The organism is Bacillus sp. LBG-1-113 (assembly GCF_020708615.1).
Taxonomy (GTDB): Bacteria; Bacillota; Bacilli; order Bacillales; family Bacillaceae; genus Bacillus; species Bacillus mojavensis.
In genome coordinates this window covers 405,760-429,055 of the sequence record NZ_JAJFDG010000002.1, presented here as the reverse complement: position 1 = coordinate 429,055, position 23,296 = coordinate 405,760, and the positions used below count along the sequence as shown (strand labels likewise).

The following is a 23,296-nucleotide window of genomic DNA, read 5'->3' as shown; positions in this document are numbered from 1 at the left end:
TGATCCCGCCCTTAAAAGATATATTTAAAATGAATCTTTAAAAAAGTTGCCACAAAATTATCAATTTAACGTGACAATTGTTGCTTTTGTATAGAATTCCCTAGCAAAAACGGACTAATCTTTGTGGTTTATCAGCATCAGCAGCGAAATAATCCGAAGGTACAAAAAAACCCAAAACAAATTTGTTTTGGGTTTCATGTTTACCAAGGCTTGTCTGTTCCAAGCGCATTTGCCAGCGCTTGACTGTGTTTTTTTCGGTTTTTCCGTTCACTTGCACGCTGAACCGCTGTGTTATGCAGCATGATTTCCTCTTCTGTCTCCGGTACAACTCTCGGCACAGGCACCGGCTTGCCGTTGGAGTCTAATGCGACAAAGGTCAAAAAGGATGTCGCGGCGAGTTCCCTTTCACCAGTCATCAGATGCTCTTTGATGACTTTCACAAACACCTCCATGGAAGATGTGCCCACCCACGTCACATAAGATTCCAAGCAGACAGACTCCCTTTGCCCGATCGGTTTCAGAAAATCGACAGAGTCCATCGAAGCCGTTACCGTATCACGTCTGCAATGGCGCGCTGCGGAAATAGACGCAATATCATCGATATAACTCATCAGTTTTCCGCCAAACAGCGTATTATGATTGTTTGTATCAAGAGGGAATACCCTGCTGGTTTTTACAACCTTTGACTCTTTACAAAATTTTGTTTCCTGTGCTTCCATACCTTTCTCCCCTTTGATGTCTGATCGATTAGTAAATGCACTCATATTCTCCTATTAAACAATATTCTCATCCATTTGTCTAAAATTTAAAATGGTTTGTCTGTGAGGTTTTCTTTCTGGAATGTTTAATGATCAGGATGATGAGGGAATAATATACGTATTTCAAACGGTCAGGAGGAGAAACAAATGGATGTATCCGTACCAAAACATCAGCACAAAACCGTATGCCAAACAGAATATGGCACCTTGAAGAAAGTTATTTTATGCAAACCCGAGCATATGACAATTAAGGACGTAATTAATGAAACCCAAAAACAGTTTGAAGATGACAATATTCAGGTCAAAACCGCCAAAGAGCAGCACAGCCGCTTAGTAGAAGAGCTCAGGTCACACAGTATTGAGGTCATCCTTTTGCCTGTTCAACACGGACTGCCTGAGCAGGTATTTACCCGGGATATCGGTTTTGTCATCGGGGAAAAAGCCTTTCTTTCCAGCATGACTGAGCCCATTCGCCAAGGGGAAGAAGCTGTGATAAAAGAATTTTTCCACAATCAAGGGATTCCTTATACCCGGATGCTCGATACTAGCATTGAAGGCGGTGACGTCGTCATAGATGGTGATACCGTTTATGTCGGAATCAGCCAGCGGACGGACATCTCAGCGGTCGGCCAGCTGCAAGAAGAGCTTCCTGAATACACCATTATCCCAGTTCCGCTCCATGAAAAATTTCTGCATTTGGACTGCGTATTTAATATCATTTCTGAAAGCGAAGCGTTAATCTACCCTGAAGCACTTCCGCAGCAGGAAGTGGATATGCTGGCAGACCGTTACAATCTCATTGAGGTACCGGAAAACGAACAATTTACACTTGGCACCAATGTCCTGTCTATCGGCAGAAAGACTATCATCAGCCTGCCGGGCAATCGTCATGTCAATCGTGAATTATCCAAAAGAGGCTATCACATCATCGAAATTGACTTGTCAGAAATTATCAAATCAGGCGGTGCCTTCAGATGCTGTACGATGCCGCTCATTCGAGGCGAATGAAGAATATTCCCCTTTTTCATGTTTTAAACAGCGTATTTCAGTAAGATACGTTAATATAGAGATGACATCATTTTTAAGGGGGAAATCGCATGACAAAGTACATAGGATATGTCGGAACATATACAAAAGGCGGAAGTGAAGGCATTTATTCATTTGAGCTGGATACTGACAAAAAAACACTCAGCGAGCCAAAGCTTGCTGCAAAGCTGGGAAACCCCACATATGTGACGCCGAATAAAGACAACACGATTCTTTATTCAATTGAAAAAGCAGACGGAATAGGCGGTGTTGCTGCCTATCAAATCGATAAAAACAGCGGCGAATTAACATTTCTGAATCATCAGTTAATCGATGGCCCATCGCCATGTCATGTAAGCGTCGATGATCATCAGCAATACGTATTGACAGCCAACTATCACAGCGGGAAGGTACACGCTTTTCCGGTTCAAAAAGACGGAGGTTTGCAGTCCCCCGCTTCAGAAGCCGCCCATACAGGAAAGGGTCCGCATGAAAGACAGGAAAAGCCGCATACACACTATGCGGGCTTTACACCTGAACATAATTATGTTGTAGCGGTTGACTTAGGGACAGATAAGCTGTACACCTATCAACTAAAAGACGGTGAATTGAAGGAATCTGGTAGTCATTCCTTCGCTCCAGGTGCAGGCCCTCGTCATATCGCTTTTCACCCAAAAGAAAAGTACGCTTATGTCATGACAGAATTAAGCAATGAAGTAATTGCGCTTGAATACAATCCGACAGCCGGCGAATTCAGAGAACTTCAAGTCGTCTCTGCCATTCCTGATGATTTCACAGATAACAGCCAGGGAAGCGCCATACATGTCACTCAGGACGGCCGTTTTGTTTACGTAGCAAACCGCGGGCATGACAGTATCGCTGTGTTTGAAGTGAATCAATATTCAGGCGAGCTGGCATTTGTGGAAAGAGTGTCGACTGAAGGAAACTGGCCTCGTGACTTTGTGCTGGATCCAACGGAGTCCTTCCTTGTCGCTTCAAACGAAGAAACAGGCAATCTCGTATTGTTTGAAAGAGACACAGAGACAGGCCGGCTGACACTGCTTCCTTCAACCGTTTCTGTCCCTTATCCGGTATGCGTGAAATTTTTACAGCAATCATAAAAGAAAGCTGGCTCCTAACAACGGAGCCAGCTTTTTATTTATCTCACCTTTTCTTTCGTTTCAGTATTTCGATATAAATGGCAGGCAACGAAACGGCCGGCTTCGATTTCTTGAAGCAAAGGGCGTGATTCCCCGCATTCAGGCATCGCCTCCGGGCAGCGCGTCCGAAACACACAGCCGCTCGGCGGATGAACCGGACTCGGCAGCTCCCCTTTTAAAATAATGCGCTCACGCTTGTCCTCTAACTCAGGGTCCGGAATCGGAATCGAAGACAGCAGCGCCTTCGTATACGGGTGCAGCGGTTCACGATACATTGTGCCGCTATCTGTAATTTCCATCATGTGGCCTAAGTACATAACGCCGATCCTGTCGCTGATATGCTTTACCATTGATAAATCATGGGCAATAAACAGAAACGTGAGCCCTTTTTCTTTTTGAAGCCGCTTCAGCAGGTTGACCACTTGCGCCTGAACCGACACATCAAGCGCAGAAATCGGCTCGTCCGCTACGATGAACTCCGGATTCAATGACAGCGCTCTGGCAATCCCGATCCTCTGCCTTTGGCCTCCGCTGAATTCATGTGGGTAACGGCTGCCGAAATCCGGGTGAAGCCCTACTGCCTCAAGCAGCTCGTCCACAACAAGGAGCCGCGCTTTATGAGTATTGTAAAGATTGTGAATTTCCATCGGCTCTAGAATGATTTCTCGAACTGTCATCCTCGGATTGAGTGATGCATAAGGGTCCTGAAAAATCATCTGCAGTTTGCGGTTATAGGCAAACTGCTCTTTCTCACTGAGGGCGTGAAGATTGGTTCCGCGGTATTTGACGCTTCCTTCTGTGGGATGGTATAGACGCATCAGCACTCTTCCCAAGGTTGATTTCCCACAGCCGGATTCCCCGACAAGCCCGAACGTCTCCCCCTCATGAACCTGGAAGGTTACCCCGTCAACCGCTTTGACTGTTCGTTTTTTCCCTGCGTCAAAATGCATTTTCAGCTGACTGACCTCTAGCAGTGGTGTCATGTGTCTCCCTCCTCATTCTGAAAAACAGCGGCGTGCCGCACAAAGCTCTTTTTCATATTCTGTATTTTTCAGCGTGATGATTTCGATCGATTTCCCTGTCTTAGGAGAATGAAGCATTTTTCCGTCTCCTATGGACAGACCCACGTGATGAATTGCTCCTTTTCCTTCTTCATATGCAAAAAATAGCAGATCACCGGCACCGATGTCGTGAAGCGGCACTTCCTTCCCTGTTTTCGCCTGGTCTCCCGCATCACGGGGAATACTGTACCCATTGGCTTTAAATAAGCTGTACATAAAACCAGAGCAGTCAAATCCAAATCCGCTTATACCTCCCCATAAATAAGGAAGTCCGAGAAAACATGCCCCTGTCTGAATGATGTCTTCGGCTGTTCCTTTCTTATGCTGAAAAGGCTCCGCATCAGTTTGTCTCAGAAGCCTATCTCCAAAAGGAGTCGCTACTTTGAAAAAGCCGTCCTCTTCACCAATCAGAGGCAGAGCAGTTAAGAAGCTCAGTTCAATTTCCTTTTCTCGGGTATCCCCATACAAAAAAGCTGTTGGTTTGCTGATCGACACGGTGTGATTCGATTGTGTGAGATTTGTGCTTATCAGCTGGTTCTTTTTCATCCAGCCCGGATATCCGCGTTTATCCTTGCGGGATGACTGGCCGGGCACAACGACAGACACCCATTCATCCTGTTCCTTCGTGACCAGCACCTCCTCGCCAAAGAGAACCTGCGTTTGGATCACATTATCTTTACATAACCCAAGCCGCTGATCATAGGTCATGCTCTTGAGCCATTCTCTGATCGACACGGTTGGATCGAGCATTGTGTGATCAAATGGACGAGGTGAATCAGGCGCCGTCCATATGTTGGCAACTGCTGATATAACAGTATGGTTCATGTCTCCGTTTCTCCTTTCTGAAGCACAACTCCTGTAATGCCAAGACCCGGTTTGTCTGGCATTGTAATCGTGCTGCCGCTGTATACAATTCCGCCCTTGATCAAATCCGTTTTCAGCATGAGCGGAGCATCGAAGTCAAAGCGCGTAACGTTTTTTTTGCTTGCCGCGAAATGCGCCGCAGCTGTAATGCCGAGCTTTGTTTCGATCATGCTGCCGACCATGCACTCCACCCCGCAAATCTCTGCCATGGCATTGATTTTCTCTGCTCCGCTGATTCCTCCTGCCTTCATCAATTTAATATTGATCAGGTCGGCGCTGCGGGTTTGAAGGACTTCGAATGCCTGTCGCGGAGTAAATACACTTTCATCAGCCATGATTGGCGTGTCCGTTGCATCCGTCACTTTCTTGAGCCCGGCAAGATCATCCTTATGGACAGGCTGTTCGACAAGCTCAATGTCCAGGCCGGCATCCTCCATTTTCCGAATAGCCGTTACCGCTTCTTTCGGCACCCATCCCTGATTGGCATCCAAACGAAGCCTCGCCCCAGGCCCGACACGTTTTCTGATTTCTTGAATACGGGCGATATCTGTCTCAATGTCATCTCTGCCAACCTTTATTTTTAACGTTTGAAAGCCTTGTTTAAGAAAACGCTCAGCATCCGCCGCCATCTCTTCAGGCGGGTTCACACTGACGGTGAAGTCCGTTTCAAGCGTGCTTCGATATCCGCCGAGCATTTGGTAAAGCGGCTGCCCGCCCATCTGCGCCCAGCCGTCGTACACAGCCATTTCCACAGCTGCTTTTGCGCTTTGATTTCCTGCCAGAAGATGCTGGATGTCATGCAGAATGGCCTCGCAGCCGGACAGGCTTCTTCCAAGCAGTGCCGGCTTTAAGACGTTGTGTATCGCACTTTCGATACTGTCCATGCTGTCTCCGGTAATCACAATCGTCGGTGGCGCTTCTCCCCATCCGATTGCGCCATTGTCATAAGTGATCGTTACGATCACAGATTCAGCTGTATACACTGTGCGAAGCGCCGTTTTAAACGGCTTTGTCAGCGGCACGGCGACCCGTTTTGTGTCTATTTTTATTATTTTCATACTCAATGCGCCCCTCCAGAAACGCCCGCCTCAATGACGACCGTTCTTTTTGCTGTATCCATGGCGGCGTGCACACCGACCGGAACGGCAATACTCGGCGAACAGTGGCCAATCTTAAACCCTCTAAGAGCAGGCCTTCCGGAGGACACAATATAATCTTCGAGCACCTGCTCAAGTGTCAAAGATTTCTCCCGTTTCACCGGGATACAGTTATGAAAATCACAAACAAGAATGCCGGCTGCGTCCGACAGCTTCCCTGCCATTTTTAGCTGATTCAGCATCCGGTCAATTTGATAAGGCTCCTCGTCAATATCTTCAATAAACAGGAGCTTTCCCCTCGTATCAATCTCAAACGGCGTGCCGAGTGTAGATGACAGCAAGGAAAGATTGCCGCCGACAAGCGCCCCTTCCGCTTTTCCCGGAACAAGCACCGTCAGCGGTGAAAGTTTTTCTGTATAGGTGAATGCCGTCTCTTGAAACAGCTGCTGATACGACGCTTTTGTCAGGGGATGAACGTCTTCAAGGCCTATATCTGAGCTGAGCATCGGGCCGTGAAAAGTGACGAGGCCTGTGTTTTGATGGATGGCTGTATGTAAGAACGTAATATCACTGTATCCCCAAAAGATTTTAGGATGTTTGCGGAGCAAGCTGTAATCAATGCTTGAGGCGATCCGTCCCGTGCCAAAGCCTCCGCATGCGCACAGCACCGCTTTCACCTCCTGGTCTTTGAACATCTCGTGCAGATCAGCCAGCCGCTCATCATCCTGTCCCGCTAAATAGCCGTGCTGGTTTTTTAGCGCCTTGCCCAGCTTTACCTGAAGGCCGAGCTCCTCTAAAAACAAAAGCGCCGTTTCAAGCTTTTTCGGATCAGGCGGGCTTGCAGGTGCGATGACACCGACTGTATCGCCTTTTTTCAGTGCGTTCGGCTTGTGATTCAACTCCGATCAGCTCCCTTCATTTGCTCTGCACCCTACGTATACGTACAAATAAGAGAAAAAATACCGCTCCTTCACATAAAGAGAGCAGTATTTTCTCAATCGCCGTGTTAGTTTTTATCGGCCCATTTTAAATCGATATAGCCGACAGGGTGCCGGACGATGTCCTTTACATGTTCGTTTTGCAGATTGACCTGATTATAGAAATAAACCGGAATGATCGGTGCTTCATTGATGAGAAGCTTTTCCGCCTTATGCATGAGTGAAAAACGCGTTTTTTCATCCGCTTCATTTTTCGCCTGCTTCATCAGCTGATCATATTCTTTGTTGGTCCAGCCTGTGCGGTTCATCGAATTTCCTGTTTGGAAGGCTTCCAGGAAACTGATAGGGTCCGCATAATCAGGCAGAAATGAGCTTTGTGAGAATTGGAACTTAAGCGCTTTTTGCTCCTCTAAAAACACGTTCCACTCCATATTGGCCAGCTTCACATCGACGCCAAGAGTATTTTTCAATTTTTGCTGGATGGCTTCAGCAATCTTTTTATGCTCCGGTTTCGTACTGTAAGTAAGCGTGACCGCAGGCAGCTTGTCATACTTCTCTTCCTTCATTCCTTTTTCTAACAGCTGCTTCGCTTTGTTTTCATTTGGTGTGATCAGGTCTCCGCCCGCTTCCCGAAAGTCCTTGCCGTCAGGCTGTGTAAACCCGGGCGAAACAAAAGCGTGTGCCGGTTTTTCATTGTTTTTCGTGACGTATTTTACGATTTCCTTCTGATCAACAGCCATTGCGAAGGCTTTTCTGATGTTTTCATTTTGAAACGGCTCCATATTGACATTAAAGCGGTAAAAGTATAAACCCGCCTGATCAACGATGTGCACGTTGTCTTGATCCAGCAGCTGGTCACTTAGCTCAGCCGGTACGTATGCGGTGTCCAATTCTCCAGACTGAAACATTTGGTAATCTGTATTTCTATCACTCACCATTGCCCATTTCACTTTGTCAAGCTTAACGGTTTCTTTATCCCAGTACGTATCGCTTTTTTCCATTGTGATGCTGTCATCATGCTTCCATTCCGCCAGTTTAAACGGTCCGTTGCCGACAAATGTATCAGCTTCAGCAAACCACTTTGGATTTTCTTTATCGACTTTTTCGTTAACCGGAAAATACGCCGGGTTTGACACCACGCTCAGGAAATATTTTTGCGGCGCGGCAAGTGTCACTTCAAGGGTATGATCATCCTTTGCCGTCACCTTCACATCGTCTCTTTTCCCTTTTCCGCTGTTATAGGCTTCGCCGCCTTCAATAAAGTAGCCGAGAAACGCGGAAGATGCTCCTGTTTTCGGATCAAGCATCCGTTTCCAAGCGTATTCAAAATCTCCGGCTGTCACAGGGTCTCCGTTCGTCCATTTCGCATTTTCCCGAATCGTAAATGTGTACGTTTTTTTATCCTTCGACACAGACCACTTCTCTGCCATCGCCGGCTCAGGTTCATTGTCTTTACCGAGGCGCGTTAACCCTTCCATGATGTTATTTAACGGCTGCCAAGACACATTATTAAAACCGATCGGCGGGTCAAACGAAGTCGGTTCATTTTCATTATTTAAGTACAGTACCTTTTCTCCGCTTGTCTTTGCCTTATCTTCTCCGCTTTCTTTTCCAGCCTGCTCATTTGCCGTGCATCCCATCAGCGCAAATGAAAGCCCCAGTGCAAGACCCATTCCCAATAGCTTCTTCACTTTCTTCATCCTCTTCCCCCTTTTTCGTTATTCATCCTTCGCTCCCGGCAGCACCACGTGCTCAGCCCGTTTATCCTGAAGCCAGCAGTGAACAGCGTGCGTGCCGGATCGAACGGTTTGATCAGGGTATACCCTGTCGCACACGATCATTTTGCTCGGACAGCGGGCGGCAAATGGGCAGCCCGGCGGCGGTGAAAATAAATCCGGCGGCGTGCCGTCAATCGGAATCAGCTCCGCGTCCTCAAGATCCAGCCGCGGGACGGAATTCAGCAGCCCTTTTGTATAAGGGTGCTGCGGCTTGTAAAATATATCTTTTCTCGTGCCAATTTCCGCTATTTTTCCGGCATACATTACTGCCACCCTGTCAGCAACCTGCGCAACCACCCCTAAATCGTGTGTGATCAAAATGACAGAAACCTTTGTTTTTCTCTGAATCTCTTTAAACAGTTCCAGAATTTGCGCCTGTATGGTGACGTCAAGGGCAGTTGTCGGTTCATCCGCTATTAAAATATCAGGCTCGCAGATCAGCGCCATCGCAATGACAATCCGCTGTCTCATGCCGCCGCTGAATTGATGGGGATACTGCTTCAGGCGTGCTTCAGGATCTGGAATGCCGACCAATCTCAGCATAGAAAGAACCTCTTTCTCAGCAGCCTTTTTCTTCATCCTCTTGTGACGAAGAAGCGCTTCTGCCAGCTGGTCTCCGACAGTCAGCGTCGGGTTTAACGCCGTCATCGGATCTTGAAAAATCATTGAAATATCCGCTCCCCTTATGCTCCTCATTTCTCTGTCAGAGAGACGGCAAAGGTCTTTGTTTTTAAATAAAATGCTGCCGTCTGTCACCTTCGCTGAATAGGGCGGGAGCAGTCCCATAATGCTCTGAGAGGTGACGCTCTTGCCGCAGCCCGATTCACCGACAATGGCAAAGGTTTCGCCTTTGTACAAATCGAAGCTCACGCCTCTGACCGCCTGAACCGTCCCGCCGTAAGTCGTAAAAGAAACGTGCAGATCATTGACTGACAGAACTTTCTCCATACAGCTACCTCCTTAGCTTAGGGTCCAGTGCATCCTGCAATCCGTCCCCCAGCACATTAAACGCGTACATCGTTAATGAGATGAAAAAGGCAGGAAAGAACAGGCGCCACCAATGCCCAGATAAAATGGTCGGCAGGCCGTCATTCGCCATCACACCCCAGCTGGCAAACGGCGCTTGAATGCCGAGACCGAGAAAGCTCAAAAATGATTCTGCGAATATGGCGGTAGGTACAGTTAAAGTCATTTGTACGATGATCGCGCCCATTGTATTCGGCAGCAAATTTTTGCGAATGATGCGTAAGGTTTTCGCACCAAAGGTTTTCGAGGCGAGCACATACTCATAATTTTTTATTTGCAGCACCTGGCCCCTTACAATTCTCGCCATGCCGACCCATCCCGTAACAGTCAGCGCTACGATAATGGTGCCAAGCCCCGGACCCATCAAGACCATCAGCAAAATGACAACAAGAAGATACGGCAGCCCGTACAGCACTTCAATAATCCGCATCATAACACTGTCTGTTCTGCCGCCTTTATAGCCGGCAATGCCTCCGTAAATGACACCGATCAAAAAATCAATCAGTGCAGCCATCACTCCGACAAATAACGAAATCCTCGCTCCGTACCATGTTCGTGTAAACACATCCCGGCCAAGCTCATCTGTACCGAACCAATGATCTGCAGAAGGGGGAAGGTTTTGTTCTGTCAGCGATTGGCGCGCGACACTATGAGGGGATAAAAAAGGACCGACTGCTGCCATCACAAATAGAAATAAAAGAATAAAAAGCCCGGCCATCGCTAGTTTATTTTTCTTCAGCCTCCTCCAGGCATCCTGCGCGTAGGACAAACTCGGCCGTTTGACTGAATCGGTCTCTTGGGTCTTTTCCTGATTCGGAACAAACCATTCGTCCGGCACCTGAACGTGCTGCTGCGGCTGGCGTTCATCTGTTTGTACAGGGAGATTCATACGCTTCACCCTTTCTTATGCAGTTTAATGCGCGGGTCCAGCAGACCGTAGGCCAAGTCGACCAAAAACAGCATCACGATCAAAATGACGCTGTAAAAAACGGTCGTTCCCATAATCACGGGATAGTCCCGCTGATTAATGCTTTCGACAAAATATTTTCCCATTCCGGGAATGGCGAAGATTTTTTCAATAACAAAGCTTCCTGTTAAAATGCTGGCAACGAGTGTTCCCAGTACGGTAATGACGGGCATGAGCGCGTTTCTGAGTGCGTGTTTTACGATAATTTTGAGCGGAGACAGCCCTTTCGCTTTCGCTGTGCGGATATAATCCTGTGTCAGGACTTCGACCATGCTTGATCTTGTCAGCCTGGCGATAATCGCCATCGGTCCAACTGCAAGCGCTGCGGTCGGAAGCACCATATGGATCGGGCTCGTCCACGTAGCGGCGGGAAATAGTTTAAAATTGACGGCAAACTGCTGAATAAGCAACGTCGCCATAATAAAATTCGGGATGGAAATGCCGAGTACCGCGAGGCTCATCGCAGCGTAGTCCAAAAAGCCGTTGCGGCGCAGCGCGGCGGTTACGCCAAGTATCAGCCCTGAGATCACAGCAATGACAATTGCTGCCATCCCAAGTTCGAAGGAAACGGGAAATCCGCGCTCCAGCATATCATTTACACTGTCTGACGGTTTTTTAATAGAAGGGCCAAAATCGAATGTAATGATGGATTTTAGATAGATGATGTATTGGATAATGAGAGGATCGTCTAAGTGATAGTAGGCTTCGAGATTTCTTTGAACCGCTTCATTTGTACCCCTCTCCTCATTAAAAGGAGACCCGGGAATGACCTTCATCAGAACAAAAGTCAGGGTGGTAATGACCAAAATCGTAGCTGCCATTGCCAAAAAACGCTTCATTATATATCTTGCCAAAGCCTTTACACCCCTTTAGGAGAATGATGTTCGCATCGCCAGTTCAGTCATGACAAGCATAGCCTGGTAGGCTTCAAGCATATCCTTCGCCTGAAATTGAACGGTTGTGGTTCCCGGTTTGATTTCTGTACCCGGCATTAGATGAGCCCACTCAGCTTGGCCGTAATTGGCAAATTCAATGCTCAATACAGGCCTGTCAGGCGGTGTAAGCGGTTTAACTTTATCCTTGTTCTGCAGGGCATATGCGGTTTTTTCTGTCAGCAGCCGGCCGGCTTTCGCAGGCGACAGACATTTAACTGCAGATCTTGAAATCGTTTGTTTAACAGCAGCTGTCGTGACATTCGGGATGAGCTCTTCAGCTTCTTTGGCCGCCCGGTCATCACCGGCTACCATTAATACCGGGACATCGTAATAACCGGCAACGTAAGCATTTAATCCAAGCTCACCGACAGGCTGATCATTTATGTAAAAATGACGGACACCGAAAATCATGCTATGGGACATGACACCGGGAGTTGATGCTCTTGCGTGATAGCCGAGAAACAACGCGCCCGTGAAAGTATCATCCAGCCCCTGCACCATCGAAAATGGTTTAACATCGCCGGAAATCAAATCTGCCTCCGGATGAAGCTTTTCAACCATCAGATTATTCATTTTCGAATGGCTGTCATTCACCAGCACCTCCGTACACCCGCTGTTAAACGCTTCGGTAATACAGTAGTTTGCTTCCTCGGTCATGATTAGCCGTCCGCGTTCATAATTACGCTTGCCGGAATCAACAAAGGTATCATCCGGAAGACCTGAAATACCCTCCATATCTACTGACATGTACAGTTTCATAGCGCTCCTCCTTTTTTACTAAATTATGAATATTCTAACAGATTATATTAAAAAAAGAGGAAAAATGCAATATAGCTGGGAAAAATCACTAACGGTCAGAGATAAAAAAGAATCCTCTTTCAAGGATTCATGTTTCTTTTGCTGCCTGTTCTGTCAGCTGCTCATATTTTTCGAGTGTTTTTTCAAATACTTGATCAAATACATTCGGCACGGAGGCACGTATCACCGCCGCCCCCTCTCCTGTAATTCCGCCTTTCGTTGCAACACGGTTCAGCGTCTCCTCAAAGGACATCTTCTTTTCAATCAGCAGCTTGCCTGTCCCATACAGTGAGTGTATCAGGAAATCAAAGGCTTCTTCTTTTGTCAGGCCGCTGTTTCTCACAGCCGCCAGCGCTAATTCTTCAAACACTGCGGCAATGAAGCCAGGAGCAGAGCTCGTCAGATTACTGGCGGCATCCAAATTGGATTCTTTTATTTCTCGCACACTGCTGAAAGCCGATAACAGTTCATCCAAACGTTCTTTCTTCTGTGCCGCCAGAGCTTCACTGTGAACAACCAGCGAGATGCCGGCTTCTGCTTCAGATGTAATGGCCGGGATCACCCGTGATATTCCAGCTGCCGTTTCAGCCTCTAAAAGCCGCAGAGGCACACCAGCCGCAACGGATACAATATGAGTATTCCGGTTCACATACGGGTGCAGCCGGCGCACTGTTTCAATGACATGGAGCGGCGGGACACATATAAAGATCAACGCGCACTTTTCCGCCCATACCTCAAGCGGTTTTGCCGAAACGTCTGGATAGTCAGCGAGCAATGCCTGAAGCCGATCGCCCTTAGTTCTTGTCTCAACAAACAGCTCATTTTCCTCTATTTGTTTATGCTTCAGCAGCTGTCTGGCGATCATATCCGCCATGCTGCCATATCCGATCAATCCGATTGGTTCCATCGTTTCAGCCCTTTCATGTACAATATTCCTTATAAAGTGTACCGGTTTTCGCACTCTTTCACAATTTCCCATAAAGTTTTCATTTTTATCCCACAGTTTTTGTTTATGATAAAATCAAGTCATAAAACTGCCATAATCAAGATGTAATGAGTTGAAAATAGAGAGAAATGGAGTGAACATGATGGATAACTATCGTGACGAAAATAGAACAGAAGGACAAGAGAATGAGGTTTTTTTAACGAAAGAGAATGATCAAAACCCTTCTTACTCAGCCCGCAATGTGATTCATGATCAAGAGAAGAAAAAGCGCGGATTCGGATGGTTCAGGCCGCTGCTTGGCGGAGTCATCGGCGGAAGTCTCGCCCTTGGCATTTATACGTTCACACCGCTTGGCGACCACGATTCTCAGGACGCAGCGAAACAGACGTCCAGCCAGCAGCAAACTCAATCTGTTACAGCTAAAAGCACCTCCTCTGAATCCAACAAAAGCTCGACGGGCTCAAGCAGCTCATCTGCATTTAAGAGCGAGGATTCTTCTAAAATCTCAAATATGGTGGAAGATCTATCACCGGCGATTGTGGGTATCACAAACCTTCAGGCTCAGTCAAATAGCTATTTGTTTGGTTCCGGCTCTGATTCTAGCGAAGATACAGAAAGCGGCTCAGGATCAGGTGTCATTTTCAAAAAAGAGAACGGCAAGGCTTATATCATTACGAATAACCACGTTGTAGAAGGCGCAACTTCACTTAAAGTGTCTTTATACGACGGCACTGATGTGACAGCAAAGCTTGTAGGCAGTGACTCTTTAACAGATTTAGCGGTTCTTCAAATCGGTGATGACCACGTAACAAAGGTAGCAAACTTCGGTGATTCATCGGATCTCAGAACAGGCGAAACCGTCATTGCAATTGGAGATCCGCTCGGTAAAGACCTGTCTCGCACAGTAACACAAGGAATTGTAAGCGGCGTGGATAGAACAGTTTCAATGTCAACATCAGCCGGTCAAACAAGCATTAACGTGATTCAAACTGATGCCGCAATTAACCCGGGTAACAGCGGCGGTCCGTTGTTAAATACAGACGGCAAAATTGTCGGCATTAACAGCATGAAAATCAGTGAAGATGATGTTGAGGGCATCGGATTTGCCATTCCAAGCAACGACGTCAAACCGATAGCTGAAGAATTGCTGTCTAAAGGGCAAATTGAACGTCCATATATCGGTGTCAGCATGCTCGATTTGGAACAGGTGCCGCAAAACTATCAAGAAGGCACACTTGGCTTATTCGGCAGCCAGCTGAATAAAGGCGTATACATCCGAGAAATCGCTTCAGGCTCCCCTGCTGCAAAGGCCGGGCTGAAAGCCGAAGATATTATCATCAGCTTAAAAGGCAAAAAAATCAACACAGGCAGCGAATTGCGCAATATCCTATACAAAGACGCAAATATCGGCGACACCGTCGAAGTGAAAATTCTCAGAAACGGCAAAGAAATGACGAAAAAAATCAAACTCGATCAAAAAGAAGAAACACCTTCTTAAGAAAAGCGCCTCAGGCCGCAAAAGCGGTCTGAGGCTTTTTGTTAACAAAAGAACTATCTACTCTACGAAACTTTCTACCGATACATCCGTATACAGGCTGATTTCATTCTAATCAGATGCTTGAAGCATTGTTTAAAAGGAGGTATGACATGAAAACCATGGGATTGAGCATGATTTGCGCAGGATTGGCTTTTCTGATGCTAAGCTATCTCCTTCCTGCAGCAACATTGGCATGGGGAGTTACACTGGGTGCCAGTATTCTATTAAACATAACAGGTACGGCTGTGATCATGCGTTTCTTAAAAACCCCTCAATCTAACAGCTAATTTCAGCTTGCCTGAACCGCAGTGCAAGCTCACAATCCCTTCTTCTCTCCTTCTCCCTTCCATATCAGCATCTTTTACTTTGATACATAAAAACCCCTGTCCGTAAAGGACAGGGGCTTCTGGTCAGGACATATGCTGGTCCCTATAGAGTCTTTTATTTTCAATCCCGTACGATTTCTGTACGATGTAAAGCGGCCGGTCTTTGGCTTCATCATAGATTCTGCCGATATATTCACCAATCATCCCCAGTATCAGAAGCACGATGCCGCTGAACAGGAGCTGGATGACAATAAGCGATGACCAGCCGGTAATGGTGCTGTCAGTGAACAGCTTCAAATACAGCACGATAAACATATACAGAAAACCTGCGCCTGACATTATGACCCCGGCATAGCTTGCCAGCTTCAGCGGTTTATGTGAAAATGTCGTAATGCCGTCCATTGAAAGCTTCAGCATTTTCTTAAGCGGGTATTTCGTTTCTCCGGCAAGCCTTTCATCACGTACATACTCAACTGCCGTTTGTTTGAAGCCTACCCAGCTGACGAGGCCTCGGACAAAAGGATTTTTTTCCTTTAATTTTTTCATTTCATCACAGACTTTTCTGTCCAAGAGACGGAAATCCCCGGTATCTATCGGGATATCAATATCTGTCATGCTGCTGAGAAGCCGGTAAAACATGGCCGCTGTCTGTTTTTTGAAAAAGGTTTCCCCTTTTCGTTTTGTCCGCACGGCGTATATGACCTCATAGCCCTCCTTCCACTTTTCAATCATGTCTAAAATTAACTCAGGAGGGTCCTGCAAATCGGCGTCAATAACGACGATTGCATTCCCCTGTGCATAATCCATTCCCGCTGTAATCGCGATCTGGTGCCCAAAATTCCTGGAAAAATCAATGATTTTCACTCTCGAATCAATCAGACTGTGTTCCCTTAAAATCTCAATACTGCGATCTTTGCTGCCGTCATTGACAAAAAGCAGCTCATAGTTTTCCTTCGTCTGATCCATGACCTCTTTTAAGCGCTGATAGGTTTCATGAATGACAAGCTCTTCATTATACACAGGTATCACAATTGAATATTGAATATGTCTGCTCATGTTTTTTCCTCCTACTCATCAGCATTTAGTTCGTATAATGTAGCTGACTGGTTCATTCCGCCAGGCCCGCCGCCCATTTTGCCGGTTTGGCCTGAAGCGTTGCTCTTGCTTGCCGTACCTGATGAATCAGTCTGATCAGAGCCTGACTGCCATTTATCAGAAGAAACTTTCTTGCCGTTTTCTTGTACCCATTCGACAATTTCATTGTTTCCGCCTTTCGCCATTCCTGAAGCCAAGAAGTATTTTACTTTCCCTTCTTTTACGAGCTTTTTAAATTGAGTCAGCGTGATGGCCGGGTCAGAACCGCTGAATCCGCCGATCGTCATGACGGCCTTTTTCGTTTTGATAATATACGGAGCCGCTGTGTTTGAATCAGTTGTCGCGAATAAATATTCCGCTCCGGAGCTGTTTTCTTCTAAATACTCAATCAATTTTTCATTTACACTCGACTCGTTCATTCCCATGCCTTTTCCGCTGCTTGAAGCGAGCTGCGGCCCTGTTTCAGGAAGAGAGCTGTTCCCTCCGTACAGGAGAGGTGTGCTTGCCCAATAAATCGGCATCACAAGCAATACAAGAAGCCCTGCAAGTGATATATAATATGTGAGCGGTTTTTGGCGCTGTTTTAAAATCAGAAGAGCAATGGCAGATAACGCACCGATAACTCCTACGCCGATACTCCATCCAACACTGATTTGATCGTTGTAGTTTCTCAGAATAAACAATTCAAATCCCGTTGTGGCAACCATCCCCGCCGGCAAAAGCCAAGACTTCCAGCCTGTATGGCTTCGGTATAACTGAACGAGCGCAACCCATCCAGCTCCGACAAGTGCTGCAATCGGCGGCGCCAGCATAATGAGATAATAATGATGGAAAAATTCTGCTACACTGAAGAATCCGGCAATCGGCACAAGCCATGCAACCCAGAACACCGTCTCCTTCTGCTCAACAGATAATCTTCTTCTTTCTCTCGCGCCTGCAATCAGCAAGCCTGCCATTCCAATAATCGCAAATGGCAGCAGCCAGCTGATTTGATCAGATAGTTCTTGTTGGAAGAGCCGAAGCGGGCCAGGTGTTCCCGTTCCGAACATTCCTGTACCTGATTGCATTTTCGATCCGCCTGAACCGCCCTTACCTCTGTCGCCGCCTTGTCCGCCTTGTCCGCCATCTCCTCCGCCGTTTGGAGGGCCTCCTTGACCGCCGCTTGGCATTTCCCCATTGGATGGCGGTGCCGTCATATTGCCATTTGCAGATTTGTCATCGTTTGATGAGCTGCTGCTTGTTGACTGATTAGGCGGTGCCTGAGCGTCAGATGAACCGTTCTCCGAAGAAGGCATTTCTTTTGCTGCGTCTTTGCTTGACCCGCCCTGACCGCCGCCGGAATTTTGTCCTGTCAGCCGCTGAATTCCGTTGTATCCGAAAGCCAATTCCAAAACAGAGTTGGTCTGGCTGCTTCCGACATAAGGACGTTTGCTGGCAGGGATATTGTCAACGATGAGAGGCCATGATAACGAAACTGCCGCTAATACGACTAATGCACTTCCTAGTGAAATGATTTTTTTCTTGATTGTGGCATTTGCGGCAATCAGGTAGAACAATAAGAAAGCCGGTAAAATCATATAAGCTTGAAGCATTTTTGTGTTGAAACCTACACCAACTACGAAAAATGCTGCTAACAGCCAGATCAGCTTTCCTTTTCTGATGGCTTTAAAGAGAAGCCATGTAGCCAGCAATAAGAAAAATACCAGTAACGCATCAACATTATTTGTCCGGGCGACAGCCACCGCAATTGGTGTGCATGCCATGATGACAGAGGCGATCCTTGCTGCCGTCTTACCGAATGTCGGTTTTATTAACAGATACATTAAAAGGACAGAACCTACACCAGCAAGTGCCTGAGGCAGGATGACGCTCCAGCCGTGCATACCGAATATAAGTGCGCTGATGGTTTGTATCTGGAACGTAATAGGCGGTTTATCAACCGTTATAAACCCCGCCGCGTCGAATGAGGCATAGAAAAAATTATGAAAGCTTTGCATCATACTTGTGACGGCAGCGGTGTAATAAGGATTCACCGTATCGTCATTCCAGATGTTATAGATATTTAAGAATGCAGATGCGAGCAAAATGAGAATCAGGAAGATGTCCAGCTCGCGCTTTTTCTTTTCCACGTGTGTCTTCACTCCTTTTCGTCTACCTTTGAAATAGTGTAACAAGCAAATGTGAAAAAACTATTAATAAACAAAGGCAATAGTTTTGCCGAAACCAATTCAAACGATCTGCCCTTAAAAACAAAGGTTTTTGAGTCTTTATCCTAATTCAAATCTGATATTTTCTACCTAATCAGCATGCGGTATATGTCAAAATTTAAGATATTGATAAAAACAAACCCGTTTTTGAACAAAAAAAGCCTTCCGGTGACGCCGGAAGGCAAAGAATCACAATATATCGTTATTGAATCGGCTTCAGTCTTGCTTCGATTTCCTCTCTTCTATGCTCAAGATAAGGCGGAAGAGCGATGGTTTGGCCAAGCTCATCAATTTCTTCATCAACCATAAAGCCCGGACCGTCTGTAGATAACTCAAACAGAATGCCGTTCGGTTCTCTGAAATACAGCGCCTTGAAATAGTAGCGCTCAACGATGCCTGAGTTGCTAAAGCCTTCCTGGCTGATGATGCGGTGCCATCCGGCAAGCTCTTCTTCGTCTCTCACGCGAAATGCGACATGATGGACACTTCCTTTTCCTTGACGTTCGCGCGGAAGATCATTTCTTTCAATTAAATGGATTTCTGTGGCCGCACCGCCTTCCCCAGATTCTAAAATGACCGCTGTTCCCTGTCCTTCAACCGGCTCCCGGCTGATCTCTGTAAATCCAAGAATATTGGTTAATACGTGTAAGGTTGGTTCAGCGTATGGCACTGTCAGTTCAACAGGCCCTAACCCGCGAAATGAAAATTCTTCCGGAATGCCGCTTTGTTTAACAGGCAGACCATAACCTTTTCCTTTCTCATCAGCAGTCAGCACAAGGCGCTGTCCTTCATGATCTTCGAACGCCAATATGTCACGTCCGGCTCTTTGGGCGATACCGCTATGCGCCACCTGATGCTCTTCAAAACGTTCTTTCCAGTAATGCAGCGCGTCTGTGCTTGGAACACGTAATCCAATCGAAGAAATACTGTTTGTTCCCGCATGAAACGGCGCAATGCGGGGAATCTCAAAAAACGTCAGTTCTGTTCCCGGATTTGCCACTTCATCTCCGTAGAATAGATGGTACATCGTCGGTTCATCTTGGTTTACGGATTTTTTGACAAGTTTTAAACCTAAAACTTTACTATAGAAATCCAAATTTTTTTGCGCGTCAGCTGTTAATGCGGACACGTGGTGAATGCCGTTGACTTTCATATGCTGTCCCTCCAGGTCAATTTATCTCGATTTCGAGATATTATATCAAAGATGTCTATTTATTTTCCTAATTACAAAATATTTTATTCACATACGAAAGTCAACATATCAGCTTCATCTGGGTCCGGCATCCTGCTAAGTCCCGCCGCCAGCCATTTATTGTGTTCATTCTCCACTAGAACACCTTTCGCAAAACACGAACTTTATAAAAGATTACATTCACTTTTATTCGTTTTAAACGATAACAAATAGACGTTTTCACAGATTTCACGAATGAAAATATAGCAATTATTGAAAATCAGAAAATTTATTTTATTTCAGTTTTCTAAAATAGGGTTTACAATATGAAAAATAGATTCTTCATCACGAAGCTTCATCATAGGAGGTTAAGGACATGCATAATGAAGAAAACGGTTTGAAAAAAGAGATAGGCCTCTTGTTTGCCCTTACTCTTGTTATTGGAACCATTATTGGTTCCGGCGTTTTTATGAAGCCCGGCGCTGTGCTCGCTTATTCAGGAGACTCAAAGACTGCGCTATTTGCGTGGCTGTTAGGCGGTATATTAACGCTGGCAGGCGGACTGACGATTGCAGAAATCGGTACGCAGATTCCGAAAACAGGCGGACTTTACACGTACCTTGAAGAAGTTTACGGCGAGTTTTGGGGATTTTTATGCGGCTGGGTGCAGATCATTATTTACGGCCCGGCGATTATCGGTGCACTCGGTTTATATTTTGGATCTTTAATGGCAAATCTTTTTGGCTGGGGTTCAGGATTATCGAAGGTAATCGGTATTATAGCAGTTATCTTTTTATGTGTGATTAATATCATCGGTACAAAATACGGCGGTTTTGTTCAAACACTGACTACGGTCGGAAAGCTGATTCCGATTGCCTGTATCATTATTTTCGGTCTTTGGAAAGGCGATCAGCATATCTTTACGGCAGTAAACGAAAGCATTTCTGATATGAATTTCGGGGCAGCCATTTTGGCTACATTGTTTGCTTATGACGGATGGATCCTGCTTGCGGCTCTCGGCGGAGAAATGAAAAATCCCGAAAAGCTGCTGCCACGCGCAATGACGGGCGGATTATTAATTGTAACAGCAATTTATATTTTCATTAACTTTGCATTGCTTCACATCCTGTCTGCGAACGAGATTGTGACACTTGGAGAAAATGCAACAAGCACTGCTGCCAGCATGCTGTTCGGTTCAATCGGCGGAAAGCTGATCAGTATCGGAATTATTGTCAGCATCTTCGGCTGTTTAAACGGAAAGATTCTTTCTTTCCCGCGTGTGACCTTTGCAATGGCTGAACGAAAACAGCTGCCTTTTGCTGAGAGATTGTCCCGCGTGCACCCGACATTCCGCACACCATGGATTGCAATTTCATTCCAAATTGCTGTAGCGATTATCCTGATGCTCATCAGCAACCCTGATAAGCTTTCTGAAATCTCTATTTTTATGATCTATATCTTTTACGTAATGGCCTTTTTTGCAGTATTTATTCTTCGGAAACAAACAAAGGGAAAAACGCGTGCTTACAGTGTTCCGCTTTACCCGTTCATGCCGATATTGGCGATCGCAGGTTCATTCTTTGTATTGGGAAGCACACTCATTACAGACACATTAAGCTGCGGATTATCAATTCTCATCGGCCTGGCCGGACTCCCTTTGTATTATTGGATGCAAAAACGAAAAGCCAGCTAAAAAAACGGTTCCCTTGTTTAGGGAATCGTTTTTTGGTGAATCAGAAGATAAATGTTGACAAAAAAAACACAACTTTTGATATACTTTTTACGTTAACCAGAAAGATTTTGCAAACTTGGTTCGTTTTTTTGAGATGAAGTAGGCCAAAATAAGGAGACACGTTTTACTGAAAAAGTCAAGCCGCGTTTTTTTCGACTTTTCCTGTTTTTTTTCGACAAAAGGCTATATAATAATTTGATGTGTGCATTGTTCATTCAAACTATGGAGGGTTTTTAATGATAAGAAGAAAAAAAGATAAGTTCTCACTCCTTTTAACAGAAATTGCAAAGAACATAGACGAAACTGCAGAATATTTTTTGAATTTTAAGGTCACTAACCAAACGACGCTTAAAGAGTTTGCAGATACGTTAAAGGAATATGAAACAAAAGGTGACAATCATGTTCATGTCATGATCAAAGAGCTTAACAAAGCATTCATCACTCCTATTGAGCGCGAGGATATCCTTCAGCTGACAAACAGCCTGGACGATGTGCTTGACGGAATCGAACATTTCTCTGCCATGATGGAGATTTTCTCAATTACTTCATCAGACGAGCATATCGATAAATTCAGCGGCTACATCAGAGAATGCGCGAAAGAAATTTTGATAACAATTGAGCTGCTGGCAGAAAACCGCTTAAAGGATATTCAGCCTCACGCGATCAAAATTAAAGAGTATGAGCACAGCTGTGACAACCTGCACAGAAAATCATTAAAGAATCTTTTCGGAAATGAAACAGATCCAATTAAAGTCATTCAATATCGTGAAATTTACGAAACGCTTGAGGAAATTGCCGATTCTTGCCAAAGTGTTGCCAATAATCTTGAAACCATCATTATGAAAAACGCGTAACGAGGGATAAAAATGGATATTCTATTTATATTAACGATACTAATTGTCATTTTTGCTCTGGCGTTTGATTTCATCAACGGGTTTCATGATACGGCGAACGCAATTGCGACTTCAGTATCAACAAAAGCGTTAAAACCGCGCCATGCCATTATAATGGCGGCAGTGATGAACTTTGTCGGAGCAATGACGTTTACAGGTGTTGCCAAAACCATAACGAAAGATATTGTAGACCCTTATACTTTGGAAAATGGCTCTGTTGTTATTTTAGCTGCTTTAATCGCAGCAATAGCGTGGAACCTGCTCACTTGGTATTATGGCATCCCAAGCAGCTCATCCCATGCCATTATCGGGGCGATTGCCGGTGCAGCCGTAGCGGCAGCCGGATTTACTGCGTTAAATTATAAGGGTTTCATTAAAATCATTGAGGCACTCATTTTATCACCAATTATTGCCTTTGTCCTTGGTTATATTCTTTACACCATCGTCAAGCTGATCTTCAAGGACAGCAATTTGGCGAAAACGAACAAGCAATTCCGCAGAGTGCAGATTATAACTGCTGCCCTGCAATCGTATACACACGGAACAAACGATGCGCAAAAAGCAATGGGAATTATCACAATGGCTCTCATCACAGCAAATTTACATACTTCTGCTAATGATATTCCAACCTGGGTGCAATTCGCCTGCGCGACAGCCATGGGTCTCGGAACTTCAATCGGCGGATGGAAAATCATTAAAACCGTTGGCGGAAAAATCATGAAGATTCGTCCGGTAAACGGTGTATCCGCTGACTTAACCGGGGCAGCCATTATTTTCGGCGCCACATTTATTCATTTGCCGGTCAGTACAACCCACGTCATTTCTTCATCAATCCTTGGCGTCGGTGCATCACACCGGGTAAAAGGCGTAAACTGGGGCACAGCTAAGCGGATGCTCATTACATGGGTCATCACGCTTCCAATTTCAGCGACACTTGGTGCCATCGCCTACTTTATCTTAAATATGATTTTTTAATGTCTC

Annotated in this window: 21 protein-coding genes; 7 read left to right on the top strand and 14 right to left on the bottom strand. The window is 45.7% G+C overall.

What is annotated here, in order from left to right:
• Positions 1-200: 200 nt before the first annotated feature.
• Positions 201-719 carry an acyl-CoA thioesterase gene (locus LJF29_RS08380; RefSeq protein ID WP_010333945.1) on the bottom strand — a complete coding sequence of 173 codons (519 nt, stop codon included), beginning with the start codon at positions 717-719 and terminating at the stop codon, positions 201-203.
• 186 nt (positions 720-905) lie between these two features.
• Here LJF29_RS08380 and LJF29_RS08375 point away from each other — a divergent pair, with 186 nt between their 5' ends.
• Together LJF29_RS08375 and LJF29_RS08370 are read left to right on the top strand one after the other, a co-directional pair.
• The gene (locus tag LJF29_RS08375; RefSeq protein ID WP_010333944.1) at positions 906-1,766 is read left to right on the top strand and encodes a dimethylarginine dimethylaminohydrolase family protein; all 861 of its coding nucleotides are present in this window, start codon (positions 906-908) and stop codon (positions 1,764-1,766) included.
• Between the two features lie 89 nt (positions 1,767-1,855).
• Positions 1,856-2,905 carry a lactonase family protein gene (locus LJF29_RS08370; RefSeq protein WP_229148005.1) on the top strand — a complete coding sequence of 350 codons (1,050 nt, stop codon included), beginning with the start codon at positions 1,856-1,858 and terminating at the stop codon, positions 2,903-2,905.
• A 38-nt stretch (positions 2,906-2,943) separates the two neighbouring features.
• Here LJF29_RS08370 and LJF29_RS08365 read toward each other — a convergent pair whose 3' ends face one another.
• The 10 genes from LJF29_RS08365 to proG all read right to left on the bottom strand — a co-directional run bounded on the left by LJF29_RS08365 (position 2,944) and on the right by proG (position 13,315).
• On the bottom strand, positions 2,944-3,927 hold the full coding sequence (locus LJF29_RS08365) for an ABC transporter ATP-binding protein (protein ID WP_229148003.1): 984 nt from the start codon (positions 3,925-3,927) through the stop codon (positions 2,944-2,946).
• Positions 3,928-3,939: 12 nt separating this feature from the next.
• A complete protein-coding gene (locus LJF29_RS08360; protein ID WP_229148002.1) occupies positions 3,940-4,830 on the bottom strand; it encodes a C40 family peptidase in 891 nt (296 codons plus the stop codon).
• Positions 4,827-5,927, bottom strand: a complete 1,101-nt coding sequence (ykfB, locus tag LJF29_RS08355; protein WP_229148000.1) for a dipeptide epimerase — start codon at positions 5,925-5,927, stop codon at positions 4,827-4,829. The genes LJF29_RS08360 and ykfB overlap by 4 nt, the downstream gene beginning before the upstream one ends.
• Before the next feature lie 2 nt (positions 5,928-5,929).
• Positions 5,930-6,865 (bottom strand): S66 peptidase family protein, encoded by a 936-nt coding sequence (locus LJF29_RS08350; RefSeq protein ID WP_229147998.1) that lies wholly within the window; start codon positions 6,863-6,865, stop codon positions 5,930-5,932.
• A 107-nt stretch (positions 6,866-6,972) separates the two neighbouring features.
• Positions 6,973-8,604 carry a dipeptide ABC transporter substrate-binding protein DppE gene (dppE, locus tag LJF29_RS08345; protein WP_229147997.1) on the bottom strand — a complete coding sequence of 544 codons (1,632 nt, stop codon included), beginning with the start codon at positions 8,602-8,604 and terminating at the stop codon, positions 6,973-6,975.
• Positions 8,605-8,622: 18 nt separating this feature from the next.
• Positions 8,623-9,630, bottom strand: coding sequence for an ABC transporter ATP-binding protein (locus tag LJF29_RS08340; RefSeq protein WP_229147995.1), 1,008 nt, complete (start codon positions 9,628-9,630; stop codon positions 8,623-8,625).
• A gap of 4 nt (positions 9,631-9,634) precedes the next feature.
• A complete protein-coding gene (gene dppC, locus LJF29_RS08335) occupies positions 9,635-10,597 on the bottom strand; it encodes a dipeptide ABC transporter permease DppC (RefSeq protein WP_229147994.1) in 963 nt (320 codons plus the stop codon).
• 5 nt (positions 10,598-10,602) lie between these two features.
• A complete protein-coding gene (gene dppB, locus LJF29_RS08330; RefSeq protein WP_010333935.1) occupies positions 10,603-11,529 on the bottom strand; it encodes a dipeptide ABC transporter permease DppB in 927 nt (308 codons plus the stop codon).
• A gap of 15 nt (positions 11,530-11,544) precedes the next feature.
• Positions 11,545-12,369 carry a D-aminopeptidase DppA gene (gene dppA / locus LJF29_RS08325; RefSeq protein WP_229147990.1) on the bottom strand — a complete coding sequence of 275 codons (825 nt, stop codon included), beginning with the start codon at positions 12,367-12,369 and terminating at the stop codon, positions 11,545-11,547.
• A 127-nt stretch (positions 12,370-12,496) separates the two neighbouring features.
• Entirely contained in the window at positions 12,497-13,315 is an 819-nt protein-coding gene (gene proG, locus LJF29_RS08320) for a pyrroline-5-carboxylate reductase ProG (RefSeq protein WP_229147989.1), read from the bottom strand.
• Between the two features lie 181 nt (positions 13,316-13,496).
• Here proG and htrA point away from each other — a divergent pair, with 181 nt between their 5' ends.
• A complete protein-coding gene (htrA, locus tag LJF29_RS08315) occupies positions 13,497-14,852 on the top strand; it encodes a serine protease HtrA (protein WP_229147986.1) in 1,356 nt (451 codons plus the stop codon).
• A 149-nt stretch (positions 14,853-15,001) separates the two neighbouring features.
• The gene (locus LJF29_RS08310; RefSeq protein WP_168747531.1) at positions 15,002-15,178 is read left to right on the top strand and encodes a hypothetical protein; all 177 of its coding nucleotides are present in this window, start codon (positions 15,002-15,004) and stop codon (positions 15,176-15,178) included.
• Positions 15,179-15,301: 123 nt separating this feature from the next.
• Here the strand turns inward: LJF29_RS08310 and LJF29_RS08305 are convergent, their stop codons facing one another.
• The 3 genes from LJF29_RS08305 to LJF29_RS08295 all read right to left on the bottom strand — a co-directional run bounded on the left by LJF29_RS08305 (position 15,302) and on the right by LJF29_RS08295 (position 19,672).
• Positions 15,302-16,273 (bottom strand): glycosyltransferase family 2 protein, encoded by a 972-nt coding sequence (locus tag LJF29_RS08305; RefSeq protein ID WP_229147975.1) that lies wholly within the window; start codon positions 16,271-16,273, stop codon positions 15,302-15,304.
• Between the two features lie 11 nt (positions 16,274-16,284).
• On the bottom strand, positions 16,285-18,441 hold the full coding sequence (locus LJF29_RS08300) for a glycosyltransferase family 39 protein (protein ID WP_229147974.1): 2,157 nt from the start codon (positions 18,439-18,441) through the stop codon (positions 16,285-16,287).
• A 280-nt stretch (positions 18,442-18,721) separates the two neighbouring features.
• Positions 18,722-19,672, bottom strand: a complete 951-nt coding sequence (locus LJF29_RS08295; RefSeq protein WP_229147973.1) for a ring-cleaving dioxygenase — start codon at positions 19,670-19,672, stop codon at positions 18,722-18,724.
• A 394-nt stretch (positions 19,673-20,066) separates the two neighbouring features.
• Here LJF29_RS08295 and steT point away from each other — a divergent pair, with 394 nt between their 5' ends.
• The 3 genes from steT to LJF29_RS08280 all read left to right on the top strand — a co-directional run bounded on the left by steT (position 20,067) and on the right by LJF29_RS08280 (position 23,290).
• The gene (gene steT / locus LJF29_RS08290; RefSeq protein WP_168747524.1) at positions 20,067-21,383 is read left to right on the top strand and encodes a serine/threonine exchanger; all 1,317 of its coding nucleotides are present in this window, start codon (positions 20,067-20,069) and stop codon (positions 21,381-21,383) included.
• 275 nt (positions 21,384-21,658) lie between these two features.
• Complete coding sequence (locus LJF29_RS08285; RefSeq protein WP_010333926.1) at positions 21,659-22,276, top strand: DUF47 domain-containing protein; 618 nt, start codon at positions 21,659-21,661, stop codon at positions 22,274-22,276.
• A gap of 12 nt (positions 22,277-22,288) precedes the next feature.
• Positions 22,289-23,290 (top strand): inorganic phosphate transporter, encoded by a 1,002-nt coding sequence (locus LJF29_RS08280; protein WP_010333925.1) that lies wholly within the window; start codon positions 22,289-22,291, stop codon positions 23,288-23,290.
• Positions 23,291-23,296 lie beyond the last annotated feature (6 nt).